We start from the raw sequence: 17,445 nt of genomic DNA, 5'->3' as shown, positions 1-17,445 counted from the left end.
GCCCGGATTGACCACGCAGCAGCCGATTCGTGAAGTCTATTTTACATCGTGAAAGTCCGAGAAACTGGCGCTGGGCGGTAACCCAGTAGAGCTGAAGCCTGTTCCGGAATGGCAACTGTTTTTCCCAATCAGCCAGCAGGTGAGGCAGTTCGCGCGATCGCTTATATGGGGAAGCGGAATGCTCGTGAGGCTGCATTCAAGATCAAAAAGGAGATCACCTCGAGCGAATGGGTGAAACTATCCCGGATCAAGCGCAGACTTCCTACCTGGGCATCCGAAGCGGTCAGTGAGGCCGAGAGACTTCCGACGTCGGCATAACGTCCATTTGCCCGGCATGCCTCCAAGAACAAATCCAATGCCTACATGCTCGAAGGATCGGAGACCGAGAAAGACGCCAAGCAGCGCGGTGATCTACACGGCGCCACACGTTGTCGTCGTCAGGTTCACGACAGCTTCCGGTGTCAAATCCAAGCCCAGCTTCAAACGGTTATATTGATAAAAGTGAGAACGGATGGATTTCACCTCAACCAAGCGGGTCCACGGACAATCGAACAGGGCCGGCCTGCAAGATAGCTCACGTGCGGCTCCGTCCGCAGGTGCGGCGGCGTTTGAGCGGCAACTGAGCGAGATCGCCAATCCAGCTGGAGGTGGTGGAGCAATGCCGGCCGGCTCGGCGCCGCAGCCAACTAATTTTTTGAGGAGGCTCAGCAAGCGCCCTCTTCATTTCAGGGATGAAGACTTTATCCTCAGCCTTGAGGAGGCCCTCATCAAGGGCAACGCCTCGGAGCGGACCGCCAAGAACAATGTAAGTACTCTTCTCCGCTTTGGCCATTGGCTCTTCGCAAACAACAAAGATCCCATTAAGGATCGGCTCGACCACGGGTCCCTGACCGAGGATGCGCGTACGTTCATCGGAAAGGGCGATCCCGCGAGACTCCTTACAGCAATAGATCATCTCCGGACCTCTCAGTCGACGGGCGGCACCGTGGCGATCCGAGGTCGCGCTGAGTTGACTCCTCACCCCGAGGATGTGGCCCTCATCGATGAGTACAAAAACGAAGCAGCGACAAATACCGGCGATACGAATGCAACTGCTCTTAGGAGCTTCAGTGACTACCTACGTCAAAACAACAAGAAGGGCATTGCTGGTCGGCTTTCCGACGGGGCGTTGGATGGAGATGTCAAGGGCTATAAGGAGGACGCCGGTGGTCATCGGAACATCGGTGCCGCACTAGCTCATCTCCGAAGATTGCACGCCGGCGCTAAAGATTGGCCAAAGGAGCTTGCTGCAACCCACGATCAGGATGCGCGATTGGATCTGATGGAAAAACCCGGCCCGTCGTCCTCGGCGCTGCGGCCAGCCCGGTCAACTCGGCTTCGCAGGCAGCAGCCGCCTCTCCATCCCCAGGATGCTTCCCTTATTTTGGGGCTTGAGGAGGCCCTCATCAACGGAAATGCCGCCGAACACACCGTCAAGAATTATGTCCGTTCTCTTCTCAGCTTCGGCCACTGGCTCTTCGCAAACAACAAAGATCCCATTAAGGATCGGCTCGACCACGGGTCGCTGACCGAGGATGCGCGCAAGTTCATCGGAAACGGTGATTCCGTGAAACTCTTTACGGCAATAGGTCATCTCCGGACCTCGCAGTCGACGGGGGGCCTCGTTTGGATCGCAGGCCGCGCTGAGTTGACTCCGCATCCGGCGGACGCGGCTCTGATCAAAGAGTACAGAAAGGAAGCAGCGACACATATCGGCAGTACGAATGCAACTGCTCTTCGGAGCTTCAGTGACTACCTGCGTCAAAACAACAAGAAGGGCATTGCTGGTCGGCTTTCCGGCGAGGCGTTGGATGGAGATGTCAAGGGCTTTAAGGAGGAAGTCGGTGGTCATCGGAACATCAGTTCCGCACTGGCTCATCTCCGAAAATCGGACGCCGGCGCTAAAGCGATGGAGCTCGAGCCCCGTGTTCCCGTCGTTCCTAATCCCGAGGACGCGGCACTGATGGAGCCGAGGCGGGTCGGCGAGGTGATTGCGCAGCACAGCGCGTCGCACGAAGCTGGCAGTTGGCCAAAGGAGCTTCAGGGACAGCAGGATAATCAACCAGCCCCGTCATTTTTTATCGCTCCAGGGAAGTTGCCCGCTGGACTGGATACCCTCAACAGCATCGGGGCGGGCGCTTTCGGAGCATCCGGCTCTCGGCAGGCTGGGGTTCAGGCTGCCGCCCGGCCGTTGTTAGCGGTCAGCGAAGAGCAGATTCGGCGCTCGCCTGGCGCGGTTGACAGGGGCAACCTCCTGCCAACCGAGTGGGTCATCATCAACAATGAACATTCCACAGCGCTGTTGAGGCCAGCGAAGCGGCAAAGGAACCTGAATGCGCCTCCAGCCGTCGCCATTCAGCAGCAGCTGAGCGAGATCGGCAATTTAGGCAGTCGCATGCCGATGCAGCCCTCCACCTACCAGATGGGCGCATTGCCAATGGAAGGCCCGCCCGTCATGCGGGGGAGAGAGTCCGAATACATCCCAAGGCTGCATTCGGAGACTAGCGGCATCGGAGGCGCCACTGCGCAGCACAGTGCGCCGCATGACGCTATCGCTTTGCCATTCGTCGTTCCTATGGAAGATTACCATCAGGATCTACTTTGGGGGGGAGTGGATAAGGCCGGCCCACTGCCATCTCTCGGGTCAAGCGCAAGCCCTCATCAGCCACCGGATTCCGCAGGAGCCGTTCATCCTTTGAACTGGCGCCACGACCACCAGTCGGCCGCGGACGAGTTGGCCGGGAGCAACGTCCTGCCGAGGCGACAGCACGGCGGGTTCGAGGCAATGGTCCATCAGAATCCGCCCACACCATTCGAGCTCAATGCTTGGGTTCCAGCGCCTGATTTTCCGCCGCTGTTTACCGGGCCAGTACCGGGTCGTTACCAGGGCGCTCGACAGCCCGGCTCGCCGCAGGAGCTTTCTCCCGTGCCAGCCTCCTCGGACGATGAAGGTTTGGCGTGGTTAAGCGAGGAGTTGGTGCATCGGCGGATGCAAGAACCGGCGTCACTATCAACTGCCAGAGCTCAGGATCTCCATCCTGGCTTTGAGGCATTGGTTGATCCAGATCCGGCTGAGTTGGGTTACAATGCTCATTTTGCGCCGGCGCCTTCTGCAAGAGCTCCCTCAGACACCTACGGCGGTCTCCAGTCTTTTGTCGATCTGAATGTGCCCACACCGTCCGACTTGCGCGACGATGCTCATTCTGCACCGGTGCGTCCGCGCGGGCAGATCCTCGACGAGACGGAGTGGCAGCCCATGATGCAAGGGACAGGGTCCGCCGCCGTCCCGGGGGCCGGAGGGCACGGTGACGTTCGGCTCATCCATCGCGGTCGACTTTCGCCGATGAGTGAAGCTGCGCCAGCGGCACCGGCAAGAGCTCCCTCAGACACCTACGGCGGTCTCCAGTCTTTTGTCGATCTGAATGTGCCCACACCGTCCGACTTGCGCGACGATGCTCATTCTGCACCGGTGCGTCCGCGCGGGCAGATCCTCGACGAGACGGAGTGGCAGCCCATGATGCAAGGGACAGGGTCCGCCGCCGTCCCGGGGGCCGGAGGGCACGGTGACGTTCGGCTCATCCATCGCGGTCGACTTTCGCCGATGAGTGAAACTGCGGCAGCGGCACCGGCGAGAGCTCCCCAACCCGCCTCGCCAGTAACCTCTAGGCTGCCAGGCACCTACCGCGGTCTTCCAGTGGTTGATCTGACGAGGCCAACCACCTCCTCCTCGGATGCTCAGATCGGGGCGTTAGGTCCGACAGTCTCGTCCAATGTCCCCAAGGGGTCGATGCTCGGCGCCGCCGAGTGGCTGAGCGACGCCCATATCCAGAGGGATTACGATTTGCTGGAGGTGCAGCTGCGGGGGATCAATCCGACGCTCGCCGCCCGGACACGGCTGGTGGATCCGTCCGTATCCCATCTACTGCGTCACATGAAACGCGCGGGAGACACATTGCAGTCCATCTATAATCAAAAAGACGCCCCAGCCGACTTCCTGTTCCTGCCCGTGAACAATGGCACTCTTACTAGCCCCGGCACCCATTGGTCGCTGCTGCTCGTTGATCGCCGCAACCGGGAAAGACCGGTCGCCTATCACTACGACTCCCTCCGGCGGGAGGGATACAACGACGTGCCTGCAAGACAGCTCGCAGGACTGCTGAACGCCAACTTATCGCCGGCCCCCATGGCCCGACAGTCGAACCATTATGATTGCGGCGTCTTTGTGCTGGAGGGCACGTGGGCGCTGGTTGGACGATTGGTGGAAGGGCAGCGGCCGGACCGCGAGCCGCTGCCCCTCGACAACCTCGTCGCCGATCGGCAGGCGCTGCAAGGCCGGTTGAGGGGGCGCTTGCCGCACGAGGAAGAGCTCCGGCAGCTGTTGGATGATGAACCCGCCTCCCCACCAATGATGGCATTCGAGCCTGGGGAACTGCGGCAGCTGTTGGAGGATGAATGCGGATTTCGCTAAATTGGGACAGCGGTTTCAGTAAGTCGCGGACAAGCGTTTCGCAAAGTCGCGGACAACGGGAGGGATCGAGTTCCGTTTGCCTTGTTGCCGTTAGGAGTGATTGATTTCGGTTATTTCGCCGCCGGCCCACCGGCGCTTCTCCCCGACGCCTCACTGACAAGATCATCGGAGCAATTTGGGTGCCGGGTTGACGCTACGTTGCATTTTCAAGGCTTGCCCGCTAACCGGCGGTCCGGCCTTGGTGTAGCGCGACGATCTGGAAGAGACCTCGTAATCTGGATAAGAATCTGGTGTCGCGGCGGTGGTGATGATTGCGTCATTGTTTGATGTGCGCAAGTGGCCTTTTTCGCGGTAGGGACGCTCATTACTGAGCGCCCCCGGCACAGATCCACGCGGGCGGCTTTCCCGCACGTGGCTCCTACCTCGAGTGTTTGACGGCGAAGCGGACGCTCGGCCATGGATGAAGGTTACAAGGCTTGGGAAGGTAGTCGTTGGCTAGCATCGAGGAAGCGACGGGCGTCGCCCTCGCGCTCGAAGCCGACGATTATATCATCGGCATAGCGCACGATGATCATGTCGCCGGTGGCCTCGCGCTGTCGCCAGCGCTGGGCCCACAGGTCCAAGACATAATGCAGGTAGATATTGGCGAGGAGCGGCGAAATCACCGAGCCCTGACCCGTTCCTCTGTCATCGACAGTCACGATCCCGTCTTCGAGGATGCCCGCCTTCAACCACTTCTGGATCAGGCGGATGATGCGCTTGTCGCCGATCCTGTGTTCCAGGAAACGAACGAGCCAATCTTGGCTGACGCTCCCGAAAAAGTTCTGGATGTCGGCGTCCAAAATCCAGTTCACCTTCCGCTTGTCGATCGCCACGCACAGGGCGTGCAACGCATCGTGCGGCCCTCTTCCGGGTCGGAACCCATATGAGAAACCGCAGAAGTCGCCTTCATAGATGGCGTTGAGCACCGTGACGGTTGCCCCTTGGACTATCTTGTCTTCCAGGGCTACAATCGCCAGCGGCCGCTGCTTGCCGTCCGCCTTCGGTATAAACGTCCGGCGAGACGGTTGCGGGCGATACGCTCCCCGTTGAACCCGTTCATGCAAATCCTTGAGCCGGGGCTCGAGGTCTGCCTCGTAGTCCTGCCACGTCATGCCATCCACCCCGGGGGCGGCCTTGCGCTTGAGCGCGTAGACGCCGTCCGAAGCGTGTCGACATTGATATGGTGGAAGAGCGCGGTGAACCGTTCCTTCTTCCTCAGCCTTGCGGCTTTCCGTACGCGGTCCAGCGACTGAGACATGCGAGCCCGGCTCTGTGTCCGGTGCATGTGTTGCTGTTCCGCGTTCCCCTTGGTCCCCGGCCTTGGCTCCACCAACTCCGCCGCCGGTTGCCCGGCTTTGTTCGTCGGCTTCCCAGCTACTATGCCGGAGTCAGATTTCTCCTGTCCGTTCATCATCGGCTACGGCTCCTCGCCTTCCCGATGCGGACCGGTGTGGCTGGACGCCACCCGGTCGGGCAAGAGACCTCCCAGGTTCCGACGTGTTCCTTTCGTGCGTGATGTGGCCCTAGACCCCGGCAGGGCGACGGAGCCTCGCATAGCGGCTCCGCACATATTGCCTTCGACGGATGAGAACGTCTCGGCCCCTGCAATCTTATCACTATCGTGGCTCACTCCCACACCCCACACGATTGCTGTGTACGCTTCGCCGTGGTCGTCACCTCCCACGTCGCAACACTCACTACCGGGCGGACGCTACCCCTTACCCGGGCCGGACTTGCACCGGCTGGAACTCGCCAGCTTGGCTTGGCGCACCTTAACTTGATTGTCGCGCTGCAGGCCTTGGCGCCCTTTCGGTGGGCTTGCGACATTCTTGTCCAGTTTCTGACACAAGGCGGTTTGCCCATAGACACGCTCGGGAGAACAAATGGAACTTCAAGCATTGCAAAGGTGCACCGAGCCGGACGCGATCCTCACCGAATCCGGACCAGGGCGCTTGCGCGTGCTTATGGTTGTTGCGACATGCGTGTCCGCCGCGATTGCCGCGCCTCGACGCAAGAACATGCTGGCGGCAGACGTATGCGATCGCTGCAAATCCCGCCGTGTGCGGTAGTGCATTGGCCCCGGTCTTTCCGGTTCATCTATCCCGAGCGGCGCGGAAGTGCTGAATATCCGCACCATACAGCACCTTTGTTGATGTGGTGACCAAGCCGTTATAGCGCGCACCTGGTCCAGGCGAAGACACGGCCCTCAAGCCAAAACGACCGCTGCAAAAGCATCTGCAATTGAATTTGGCATGCCGCTTGCTCCTCGTGGTTAGAGCCCATCAAGCGCGAAGAAAGCGACTACCGAACCATGGCTGACACGCAAACCTCTATGCGATCGCCCGAGGCAACGGTGCCCATTCCCGCTGAAGATCGGGACATAGCCAGCTTCGGACATCGGTGCTTGGTAGCTGCTTTGCGCATGGCAGGTCCGATTGCGACACGCCAACACGTGACGCTCGCGCAATTCCCGTTTGCCGGTTCTGATCAGCATGTGAGTGCCCAAGAGCCCCATCAAAGTGTCGCCCAATCCAAGATCGGCGGATCACTGACAAATCACTACAGTACGCTGAACCACTTGAGTGACGTTACTCTCTTGCATGATGTCGCATTTGAGGCGTCACACGCTTATTGGGATTTTGACTGCGCGCAGCGGATGCTCAACGCCGCTTGCGGCGCCATGGCCGTGAAAAATTGCCCAAGCGGCTCGAAGGCCTCCAGTTCACTCATCTCAACGGCGTTCCGGTGACGAAGACCAGCAGCCAGGATGTTTCAATACATCCGGATGGAAAAGCAGGTTGGAAGCCGCGAAGGCCTCATCTCATGCCCGGCATGCGGGCCCTAGCTCGGGCTTGCGCCAGCCGCGGCCGGAATCCAGTGCGCAAGTTCTTTCAAGAGGAGCAAATTGATGACCGTTCAAAAGAAGGTTCCCTTCGTCACCTTTCTCACGCGTGTTCGCGACGAGTCAGTCCAGGGGCCAAATCCATATCGCTGGCAAGAAAGAACGTCCGATAATTACTTTGCCGGCAAGCGCGTCATACTGTTCTCGCTGCCTGGCGCTTTCACCCCGACCTGCTCGACCTACCAACTGCCCAATTTCGAGAATCTTTATGACGAGTTTGAGAAGGAGGGGATTGACGCGGTCTATTGCCTCTCCGTCAACGATGCCTTCGTCATGAATGCCTGGGGGAAGTCCTTGGGGCTGCAGAAAGTCGAGCTCATCGCGGATGGGTCGGGTGAGTTTACGCGTAAAATGGGCATGCTGGTCGCCAAGGACAATCTGGGTTTCGGCATGCGCTCCTGGCGCTACGCTGCTCTGATCAACAATGGCGTGGTGGAGCAATGGTTCGAGGAGGAAGGTTTCTCCGACAACTGCGAGACCGACCCCTACGACGTCTCATCCCCGCAAAACGTTCTTGAAGTATTGAAGGCCGCTGGATGACCTGGTGCACATCGACCATGTGCAGCCGCGTTTTCGACGACGTCGTTCACAAAAGACAAACTCCAAGGCGCGCTCCATGAGGTTGTTGAAACGTAACGCGCTTTAGAAGCGTCGACCTGTGGGAGATCCAATTAGCCGCGGCCAAGAGTTTCTTTGACAGGAATACTGAACTGACCATGAAATCATCGTTAGGCCTACTTCAGAAACAGTCTCTGGCTGCATCGCCTCAACTCATTGAGTCGATTCGCTTGCTGCAACTGACGCATGCCGAACTGCATCAATTCGTGGACCAGGAGCTCGAGAAAAACCCGCTTTTGGAGCCTGCGCCAAACGACGACGCGCTGTCTGGCGAGGTTGAAGGACCGACTTGGGCCGGGTCCCCCGACCGGCCCAGGCAAGGGAAATCCCTGCCGAACGCGGCCAGCACCGCGTCGGGTGATCGTCCTGCTTTCGAGGAGTTTGTCGCCTTAGCCGAAACGTTGCACGACCATGTCGCCCGTCAGATCGCCCTCACTGCCTTCACACCGCGCGAGCAGCTGATTGCCAGCGAGCTTGCCGGTCATCTGGAAAACACTGGTTATCTTCAGGTAAGTCCGTTGGAACTGGCCGGGAGCCTAAACGTCCGGCCGGAAGATGTTGAACGGGTTCTGGGTATCTTGCAGCACTTCGATCCCCCAGGGATTTTTGCACGAACTCTCAGCGAATGTCTCGAGATACAGCTGCGCCAACGAAACCGATTCGACCCGGCCATGGCGGTTTTGGTTGCAAATCTCGAGATGCTTGCACGACGCGATTTTCAGACATTGAAGCAGCGTTGCGACGTCGATGAAGAGGATCTTCTCGACATGTTGCAGGAAATCCGTGCGCTCGATCCCAAGCCTGGAAACAGATTCCAATCGGGGGCGCCGGAATGCATCATACCGGACGTCTGGGTTCTGCCCTCGCCCGGAGGTGGATGGCAGATCGAACTCGATCCAAACACGCTGCCCAAGGTGCTGATCAATCAAAGCTATGTTGCGGAGGTTTCATGCCGAGCCGAAAAAAAATCGAAAGACATGGCATTTCTCAACGAATGCTTGCAAAACGCAAACTGGTTAATTCGCAGCCTCGATCAGCGGGCCAAGACGATCCTTAAGGTTGCGACCGAAATCGTGCGCCAGCAGGATGCCTTTCTGGAATATGGCGTCGCTCACCTACGGCCTCTCAATCTAAGGACCGTCGCTGACGCCATCAGCATGCACGAATCGACGGTGAGCCGGGTGACGTCGAACAAGTACATGCTTACCCCACGCGGAGTGTTCGAACTAAAGTACTTTTTCACCGTCGCGATCGCCTCCTCCGAAGGAGGTGACGCGCACTCCGCCGAAGCTGTCCGCCATCGGATCAAGGCGATGGTTGCCGAAGAATCGCTTGATGACATGCTTTCTGACGATGACATCGCTGACCGGCTCAAGGAATGGGGCGTCGATATCGCTCGCCGCACCGTCACAAAGTATCGCGAGGCGATGAACATCCCTTCCTCCATACAGCGGCGCCGGGAAAAGCGCTTGTGGCGCAATGGCGATCAAAGTCTGAAGGCCTCGTGACGAAAAGCGGCCCTTAGACCAACGCGACCCCGTTGTTGACCAGCATGAGGCCGCTTTCCCCTTCCTCCGGGCCGAAGCAACTTTCGAAATCGTTGCATTCCCGGCAATTGGGTGCAGTGCAAAGCGAAAAACCTTCGGCCTCGCAGAGTTTGCGATAAAAGTACTTCTTCCATTTCATGTTTTGGGTGTTGCCGGCCGCCAGCGTCGGAAAGTGTGTGGCAAGCAGCTGGTTGAGCTCGCCCCGGTTGAGAAGGCCAAGGTCCTGCCACAGATGGTCGTTGCGCATGGCGCGCCGGGCGATGATCTTAGAGAAGCGGGCGCTCACCGGGTCGCTCGGCCGGGCATGCGCCAACAGCAGGCCGTGCAAAAGTTCTTCCTCCATAGCCGGCTTAGGATCGCTGACATCTTCCAAGGCGAAGCCGTTGATAGCGGTAGCGGGGAAACTGCAAGGCAGGACGTCGCGCAGCTCGGCACGGGAAAGGCCTGTTGACTCCGTCGCCGTCGCCTCGCCGTCCTCGACCTCCTTGAGCGCACACGACAGGACACAGGCAAGCACATGCTGGTCGAAGTCCTTGTCCGGCTCGATCCCAGGCCATTGGCCGGCGCCGGGACGGCCATCGTTTTGCGTGGACATGGGTTCCGTTCTCCTGATTTGTCTCCTCATGCAGCGACACTGTCGGCCGGTAACATGGGTCTGGCAGTCTTTCGGGCACGCGCGGGCGCAGGCTTGACCCGATGCAGCGGCCGCCAGGTTGACGGCCACGACAATGCGATTGCCGCCTTCGAAGTCATCGTGCTCGCCGTCGCAAGCGCCAAGGATTTCATCCGGGACATCGACGCCGTGAAGATGCATGACCGGGCGCGAACAGATCCTGAAGCAACGGCCTTAGCCGATGCAAGCGGAGCCGTCGGTAGGTGAGATATTCGGGCACCCATCTGGAGCCATCGAGGGTGACGAAGCGCTACTCATCAAAGGCGCATCAAGTTCCGTTCATGAGCCCTGCCGTTGACCCGTGCGTTTATACCCCCTGAAACGACCAAGGAGCTGAGGCAAGAAGTTGAACCCGTCGCGAATTCAAATCTGGGCATGATCCAGCGCCTTGTTGATTGCGGGAATGATCCTGTCTCCCCAGAGCTCGATCTGGCGCAGCATTGTATTTTGGTCGAAATCTCCCAACTGGGTCTGAAGTGCGATCTGATCCGGTTTAAGGATGTCGATCTCTTCCAGCAGGCGATCAATCACGCGATTCACGCTGCCGATCGGCATATTCTTGCGCATTGTCTCGAATGACAGATCCTGCTGAGTGGGGGTTTCCTGCAGCAGATAGCCGTCGTGGCTCTGCTGTCGGCGTTGATGCAGCGCCTCGGACAGGCGGCGCTGGAAGCGGGCGTTGTCGAGATAGCTGATGATCTCCGCCTCATCGTGGCTGGCATAGCAGCAACGCAGCAGCGATATCTTGGCGTCGGTGACATTCCTGCCCTTGGAAGCGGCTGCCTTCTCAATTGTTGCACGCAGCGTGCTCAAGGTCTCCACGCCGTCGTGGAATGCTGTGACAAAGAAATTGTGTCCGTCGCGATAGGCCCGTCCCGTGCGAGCCGGCCCGCCGGCGATCCATATTGGCGGGGTCGGCTTCTGGACGGTACGTACCGAAACCGCCGTCGGGGGTATCTTCTCATAATGGCCATCGTGCTCGAAGATGTTCTCGTTGAGGCCCTTCAGAAGGATATCCAAGTATTCCGAAAAGACGGCCGGCGCCTCATCGATATTGACGCCGAAGCGCTCGAACTCGAACTGCTGGTATCCGACGCCGACCCCGAGCTCGAGACGACCGTTCGCAACGATGTCGGCGAAGCCGATCTCGGAAAGCAGACGCTGCGGTTGATAGAGCGGCAGCACGCAGACGGCGGTGCCAAGGCGGATGGTGCTCGTCAGGCCGGCGCAGTGCGCCACCATCATCAAGGGCGACGGAATCAGGCTGTAATTGTTGAAGTGGTGCTCAGCGAACCATGCGGTATCGAAGCCAGCCTGCTCGGAGGCGACAGCCTGTTCAATGGAGTTGCGGATGACGCTATCGGACGATTGATGATAGCCGCGCTGGGCCGCCAGAATGAAGGTGGCGAATTCCATGGTGTTTCCTTGTTTGCTGATGGTTGGCCGACGGAGATGCGCCCGGCCCGCACACCGATCGCATCGAAATCGGCGCTTGGCCGCGGCAAATGTGTTGCGACAAATGGCTTGCGATGCGCGGTGCGGGCAGCCTGGCGCTACCGCCATCCCACCGATGCCCTGGGAAACCCGTCCGCATGCAAGCGACTTCGTTAACGAGATCAAGCCCACTTTCGAGGCTGCGCTGGCGTTTCGCTTGGGATTGCCCAGCACGCCCACCGTCGAAGCAATGTTGATGAGCGCACAGCCTGATCGCACTCGCCTGGCCGCTTCCCGCACCATGACCAACGGCCCAATCAGCTGTACTGCCAGGCCGCTCGGAAGGCGCCGACATCGATCTCGACAGTGGCAGCCATAATGGGTCGCAGCCCGGCGTGGTTGATCGGCACACCGAAATGACCGAACTATGCTTCGACCCGGCCATAAAAGCCGAGATGCGGGCCGCCGAGACCGTGGGGCCAGTTCAACCACGCCGCCGCCCGGAAGATCCACCGCAACTGTGTCTCCATCTCCGGCAAGAATATCGACCAGGGCGCTGCCGATACCGCCCGCGGCGCCTGCTAGGATGACAATGCGTTCTGCCTGCTTCACGAGAACTTCTCCGCGAGGCTCAAAAATCTCTGCCCTTCGACTTTAGGCGGCGCAATAATGGGTCGCGGTAGAGCAACATGTGCTGGTGACGGCCGGTTGCGGTCCCAAATAGACGTCGTTCGTTCCGGCTGCGGTCCAACTCTGGATATGGCAGTCGAAGCTGGAGATCGACCTTCGAAGACATGCGATCCGGCTCCAGGATGAGCCATTTCCCGCTGCGAACCGATCCTCCGGACCGAGCTTGGACGTCGCAGCCTGCCGCGCAAAATAGTGTTCCCTGCGTCAGCAAAGTTATGGGCGACAGAGCGGACCGCGGTCACGCCGCTGCGGGGCATAAGGCAATCCGCTCGGCTACGTCCTTACCGGGAAGGCTTTCGTCGGGACAGGCATGCCACTGCAAAATTATATGGTCTTTGTTTCCATTGCCGGCTCTCACGTTCGGAACCTCTCAGCATCCATGCCGAGAAGAACGCGATGCTTCGCGAGCGCGTAGACCGGGTCATCCGGATGATGTGCGCCGATCGGCTGCCGAGCCCCGAATCGGTCTGCCTCGAGCAGCGCTGGTGGCGCCTGCTCTTCGAGCCAATCGTAGATCACCGTCCGTTCGGCAATGCGCCACTCTCCTTCCCTCTTCTGAAACAGATCGCAGTAACGGCCGCACAGCAACATCTGGCGTACTTCTCCGTCTTCGTCCGGTCCGCGTTGCAGCGCGGTGAAGTAGCTCTCGACCGCGGCCTCCGCCGGTGTGGTGAAATCGATCAGGATGTTCGTGATCTGATGGATGTTGCGCGATCCGGTCTGGAAGACACCGAGCGCAAACCGGATGAAGCCTTCGGCCGAGCCGCGATAGGCCCCGTGACTGTCATTCGCATCGGGCCAGTACGCGCTGCGCAATGCCCTCTCATCCGCGCGGTCTATCCCACGGCAGTACCGATAGAGGCAATCGCGGATCGCCTCGCGGTCGAGGAGTACATTAATTTTTGCCTGATCCATCGAATCTTCCACAAGCTGAGATTTGGAGAGGGTATTTCGGAACCTCGCCTACCGTTTGCGCACCATTGGAGCCTCGAGAGATGTCCCTGCGCAGTTGGATGAGGGTGTGCAGCAGACGCCTCATGCCATCTTTCAAGTGTGCAGCCAGATCGATTCGACTTCGATTAAGCCCGCCTGACTCTCGATTGATCGACGTCCGGTTCAATCCGCGCAGCGGGTGTAGCGTCGACTTCCAGCGCACGTTCGGGGCAGCACCGAGCGCCTTGTGAGGCAAGCCGTTGCTCCCCCTCCGCAACCTCAATGTCGCCGGGCAGGATATAGCCTTCGTCGTCAAGCTTGAAGACACCCGGGGCTCGCGCCAAGCATTGCGCGTGACCCTGGCATTTGGCTTTGTGGACGATGATGCGCATAGCGCTACCTCCATTGTCTGTGTCCCGGCTCGAGGTCGGGCTTGCTCAGGACCAGTCCAGGATCAGATTTTCGATCCCGAACACATGACCGCCATAGGCGACGGGTGCTGTACCCTCCTTGATCCGGAAGGCGGGGATGCGCGCCAGCCACTCCTCCAGGCCAATGACAATCTCGCGTCGGGCAAGGTGTGATCCAAGGCAACGGTGGGGACCATAGCCAAAGGAGGCGTGGCGGTTTGCCTCTCGCGACAGATCTACCGTGTTGGGGGATTCGAATTCCGCCGGGTCACGATTTGCAATCATCGCTGCGCAGGAAACATAGTCCCCCTTACGGATCGGCGCGCCCTCGAAGTCGATATCTTTGATTGCCACGCGGACCATCTGAACGCTCGGATAGGCGCGCAGCAATTCTTCGGCTGCGAGCACGATCCGGTCCGGTTCGCTCCGCAGCAAGTCCTGATCTTTGATGTTGCGCGCGAGGTAGGCCAAGTCAAAACCTATAGCTGTAGCGACCGTGTCGAGCCCCGCCACGAAGAGAAGCACGCCCATGCCACGGACTTCCTCGTCTGTCAGCCGGCGACCCTCGACCTGTGCCTGCACGATGAAGCTCATGAAATCGTCGACCGGACGGTTGCGGCGCATGGCTGCAAGTTCGTCAATGAACGCCACAATTGTCCGGGCCGCCGCCGGCCGCCTCACATCATCGCCGTGGAGTAGATCTCTTGCCCAACCGACAAATGTATGGAGTCGGTGTTCCGGTAGCCCCAGAAAGCGAAGGAAGATGTTGACTGCGAAGGGAAAGGCAAAATCCTTCATGACGTCGCAGCTTGTGCCCGATGCGGCGATCCCTTCGATCAGCGTGATCGCTCGCTCGCGGATAGTCGGTTCCAACTCTGTCACCCGCTTTGGCGAAAGCAGCGGGTTGAGCAGTGAGCGAAAGACGCGATGGGCTGGCGGATCGAGTTCAAGCGGAATCATCGGCCAGTTTTCGCCCAATGCTGAGGCGAAGGTGCTGCGGTGGCTGGAAAAGGTTTCGGTGTCCTGGAGCACCCGGCGCTGGTCTGCGGCGCGAGTGATGACCCAGGTACCGCGCCCAGGGCGCGTGTTGCACGGCGAATAAAAGATTGGCGCTCCGGCATGCACGCAAGCGACAGCCGCGTGCGGATCGCCGTTGGGCGTCGGTGACATCCCTGGTGACGTAAACAGGCTGAAGTCCCCCACCATTTCGGGTGGGACATGATCTGGAACCTGGTTAATCGCCATCTGGTTTCTCCTGAACGTCAGGCGTTCTTGCGCTCGATTGGCTCGCACGGCCGGTCACAAGGTCGACTACCAGCATCGTCCCGGCTCAGGCGCCGTATGGATTGGTCAATGACCGCCGAACTCGATGCAGCGGTGCTGACTGCCCACCCCTGACAAAATCGTCGGGGCAAGTTGCGTGCCGATTAGCGCACCCTTTGCCTTGCACCAGTCCCGGAACCGGTGGCCCGGCCTTGGCGGCCTTTTGGTCGGGCTTGCGACATTCTTGTTCAGCTTCGGACACACGAAGGGAGCAAATGAAAAGCACCCTCAGGCATGCAAACGCCGCGACCCGAGCCGAATGGTCCTCCCCGCATCCGCAGTGGTGCGCGCTAAGGGCTGGAGGATGTCAAAGACCTTCCTCGACAGAGCGGAAATAGCAACAGCGTGCGTTTCGACGAATGCTGCGACAGCGGTGTGTTCGCAGACCGCCATGCCGGCGCATTCAAGAACGCGATAGCGCCTTACGCGGTCGACACGGTGCCAGCCGGTGTGCGGCAATGCATGGGCCAGCCTGTCCAGAACGGTTTTCGTGTTTCCCGAGCCGGTTCCGGAAGTGCGGATTGCCCTGACCATGCATCACCACTGCTCGGTCCGGGTGCCAAGCAAATGTGCGGTGCGCTCGGCCTCGGCAAGGGCACGGTGCTCCTGCTCCAGCCAAAAGGGTCACTCCAAAGAGTAGTCGATCGGGTGCCTTAAAGTGAAATGGCATGGTGCTTGCTCTCATCGTTAGAGCATCCAGGCACCAAAGCTACAAGCGGAACCATGGCTGAGACGCGAAGCTCTGTAGAAGCGCCTGGGGAGACCGTGCCGGTTTCCGCCGCGGGACATCGTTTCCTTCAGAGTCCGTGCTCGGTAGCTGCTTCGCGCATGGTTGGCTCGAGACCGACCGCCGATGGTCGCCATGGGAACGCCCGATGGAGTGCCTTCCGACGATGGCATCCTCGTCCGGCTCGGACAAACCGGCACCGATATCGCCTGCCGCACCATCACAACATGTCAGGCAGCGATGAACATCCTTTCGTGCAACGCCGCCGGGACCGGCGGCGCTTCTGGCTTGAATGCGGGTCAACGCAGCCAACCCATCTTGCAGGTCATCCAAACTGGCGAGCCTATTCATGACCGAATCCGCGACAGGCTTCATGAAGGCTGTTCTGCACGGCCCAGAAAAGCCGGATCAACCTTCTCGTCCCGCATGGGGTGCGGTCATTTCGCTTGCCTTGGGGACCTTCGGGCTGGTGACGGCAGAGTTTCTGCCTGCCTGCGTGCTGACACCGCTCGCGCATGATCTCGGTATCACGGAGGGTGCGGCTGGACAGACGATGACAGCGACCGCGATCGCTGCGGCGATCTCGGCGCCGACGACGGCCATCATCACAAAGCGCCTGGACCGCAGGATCGTCCTGTGGGCGATGATGCTGCTGCAGATCCTGTCCAACGTTCTGGCGGAAGTCGCGTGGTCGCTGCCGGTTTTCCTGGCGGCACGCGTCGTGCTCGGCATTGCGCTCGGAGGCTTCTGGTCGATTTCGGCATCGCTGGCGATGCGGCTCGTTCCAAATCACCTTCTGCCGCGCGCCATGTCAATTATCCTCACCGGCGTTTCCGTCGCTATCGTTTGCGCGCCCCCAATCGGCGCCTATGTTGGCGAGATCTGGGGATGGCGAGCAGCCTTCATGATCGCCGCAGTCGTTAATGCCGTAACACTGCTGGTGCAACTGGTAACGATTCCAACGCTGCCTCCGGTTGAAATGCCTGGATTCCGCAGTCTGCTGGATGCGGCCAAGAAGCCGATGATCAAGGTCGCGCTTTTGGTCGTCCTGCTGGTCGCTTCTGGGCACTTCGCCAGCTTCACCTACATCCGCGCCTTCCTCGAGAAGGTTCCCGCGCTGGATATCGAGGCGATCTCGCTAGTGTTGCTCGCATCTGGCATAGGCGGCTTCTTGGGCAATTTAGCCGGCGCATTCCTGGCCAAACACAGCCTCAAGGCAGTGGCGGCAATGCCGCCCCTGCTCATAGCGATAGCCGCTGTTTCGCTGCTGATGGTGGGAGCATCGGCCTTGGCCTCGGCGATTGCGATTGCCGTATGGAGCTTTGCCTTCGGTGCGGTGCCGGTAGGGGTACAGACGTGGCTGGTGCTGCGCGCCGTTCCCGAGCAGGCCGAAAGCGCCGGTGTTCTGATGGCCGCAACGTTCCAGGTGGCCATCGCAGCCGGCGCGATTGTCGGCGGATTACTGGTGAACAATGCCGGCCTATCCAGTGTCTTTGCGTACAGCGCGGTTGCCACGTTCCTCGCCGCCCTCACGGTGTTCCTGCACGGCCCGAATCGCGAAACCTAGACCGCCTGACAGAAGAAGCCCTCAGCGCGGCGACAGATGCAATCGCACCAGCCGCGCGCCGCGATCCTGCGC

The 17,445-nt window shown here is 59.8% G+C and carries 11 protein-coding genes and 1 pseudogene; 5 read left to right on the top strand and 7 right to left on the bottom strand.

Annotated features, from left to right (window positions below; all coding sequences use genetic code 11):
• The first annotated feature begins 511 nt into the window (after nucleotides 1-511).
• A complete protein-coding gene (locus EH240_RS27055; RefSeq protein ID WP_125004343.1) occupies nucleotides 512-4,507 on the top strand; it encodes a Ulp1 family isopeptidase in 3,996 nt (1,331 codons plus the stop codon).
• Nucleotides 4,508-4,974: 467 nt separating this feature from the next.
• On the opposite strand, the gene EH240_RS27040 is transcribed toward EH240_RS27055, so the two are convergent.
• Nucleotides 4,975-5,661, bottom strand: a complete 687-nt coding sequence (locus EH240_RS27040) for a reverse transcriptase domain-containing protein (RefSeq protein WP_425374837.1) — start codon at nucleotides 5,659-5,661, stop codon at nucleotides 4,975-4,977.
• Nucleotides 5,662-6,860: 1,199 nt separating this feature from the next.
• Between EH240_RS27040 and EH240_RS27035 the strand changes: the two genes are divergently transcribed.
• The 3 genes from EH240_RS27035 to rpoN all read left to right on the top strand — a co-directional run bounded on the left by EH240_RS27035 (nucleotide 6,861) and on the right by rpoN (nucleotide 9,577).
• Nucleotides 6,861-7,298 (top strand): hypothetical protein, encoded by a 438-nt coding sequence (locus EH240_RS27035; protein ID WP_206075325.1) that lies wholly within the window; start codon nucleotides 6,861-6,863, stop codon nucleotides 7,296-7,298.
• Nucleotides 7,299-7,457: 159 nt separating this feature from the next.
• Entirely contained in the window at nucleotides 7,458-7,991 is a 534-nt protein-coding gene (locus EH240_RS27030) for a peroxiredoxin (protein ID WP_125004339.1), read from the top strand.
• Between the two features lie 176 nt (nucleotides 7,992-8,167).
• Complete coding sequence (rpoN, locus tag EH240_RS27025) at nucleotides 8,168-9,577, top strand: RNA polymerase factor sigma-54 (protein ID WP_125004337.1); 1,410 nt, start codon at nucleotides 8,168-8,170, stop codon at nucleotides 9,575-9,577.
• A 13-nt stretch (nucleotides 9,578-9,590) separates the two neighbouring features.
• On the opposite strand, the gene EH240_RS27020 is transcribed toward rpoN, so the two are convergent.
• The 6 genes and pseudogenes from EH240_RS27020 to EH240_RS27000 form a co-directional block, all read right to left on the bottom strand.
• Complete coding sequence (locus tag EH240_RS27020) at nucleotides 9,591-10,211, bottom strand: nitrogen fixation protein NifQ (protein ID WP_125004388.1); 621 nt, start codon at nucleotides 10,209-10,211, stop codon at nucleotides 9,591-9,593.
• 441 nt (nucleotides 10,212-10,652) lie between these two features.
• Nucleotides 10,653-11,705, bottom strand: coding sequence for an LLM class flavin-dependent oxidoreductase (locus EH240_RS27015; RefSeq protein WP_167484174.1), 1,053 nt, complete (start codon nucleotides 11,703-11,705; stop codon nucleotides 10,653-10,655).
• Nucleotides 11,706-11,843: 138 nt separating this feature from the next.
• Nucleotides 11,844-12,215, bottom strand: a pseudogene (locus tag EH240_RS39725) (SDR family oxidoreductase); the annotation flags it as partial.
• A 552-nt stretch (nucleotides 12,216-12,767) separates the two neighbouring features.
• Nucleotides 12,768-13,328 carry a nuclear transport factor 2 family protein gene (locus tag EH240_RS27010; protein WP_125004333.1) on the bottom strand — a complete coding sequence of 187 codons (561 nt, stop codon included), beginning with the start codon at nucleotides 13,326-13,328 and terminating at the stop codon, nucleotides 12,768-12,770.
• A 164-nt stretch (nucleotides 13,329-13,492) separates the two neighbouring features.
• Nucleotides 13,493-13,738: a ferredoxin gene (locus EH240_RS27005; RefSeq protein ID WP_125004331.1), complete on the bottom strand. Its 246-nt coding sequence runs from the start codon at nucleotides 13,736-13,738 to the stop codon at nucleotides 13,493-13,495.
• Nucleotides 13,739-13,783: 45 nt separating this feature from the next.
• Nucleotides 13,784-15,001: a cytochrome P450 gene (locus EH240_RS27000; RefSeq protein WP_125004329.1), complete on the bottom strand. Its 1,218-nt coding sequence runs from the start codon at nucleotides 14,999-15,001 to the stop codon at nucleotides 13,784-13,786.
• A gap of 1,154 nt (nucleotides 15,002-16,155) precedes the next feature.
• Between EH240_RS27000 and EH240_RS26995 the strand changes: the two genes are divergently transcribed.
• Nucleotides 16,156-17,373, top strand: coding sequence for an MFS transporter (locus EH240_RS26995; protein ID WP_125004327.1), 1,218 nt, complete (start codon nucleotides 16,156-16,158; stop codon nucleotides 17,371-17,373).
• Nucleotides 17,374-17,445: the final 72 nt, after the last annotated feature.

The organism is Mesorhizobium tamadayense, assembly GCF_003863365.1.
In the GTDB taxonomy this organism is placed as follows: Bacteria; Pseudomonadota; Alphaproteobacteria; order Rhizobiales; family Rhizobiaceae; genus Mesorhizobium; species Mesorhizobium tamadayense.
The sequence above is the reverse complement of the archived record's forward strand: the minus strand, read 5'-3'. Positions and strand labels throughout refer to the sequence as shown.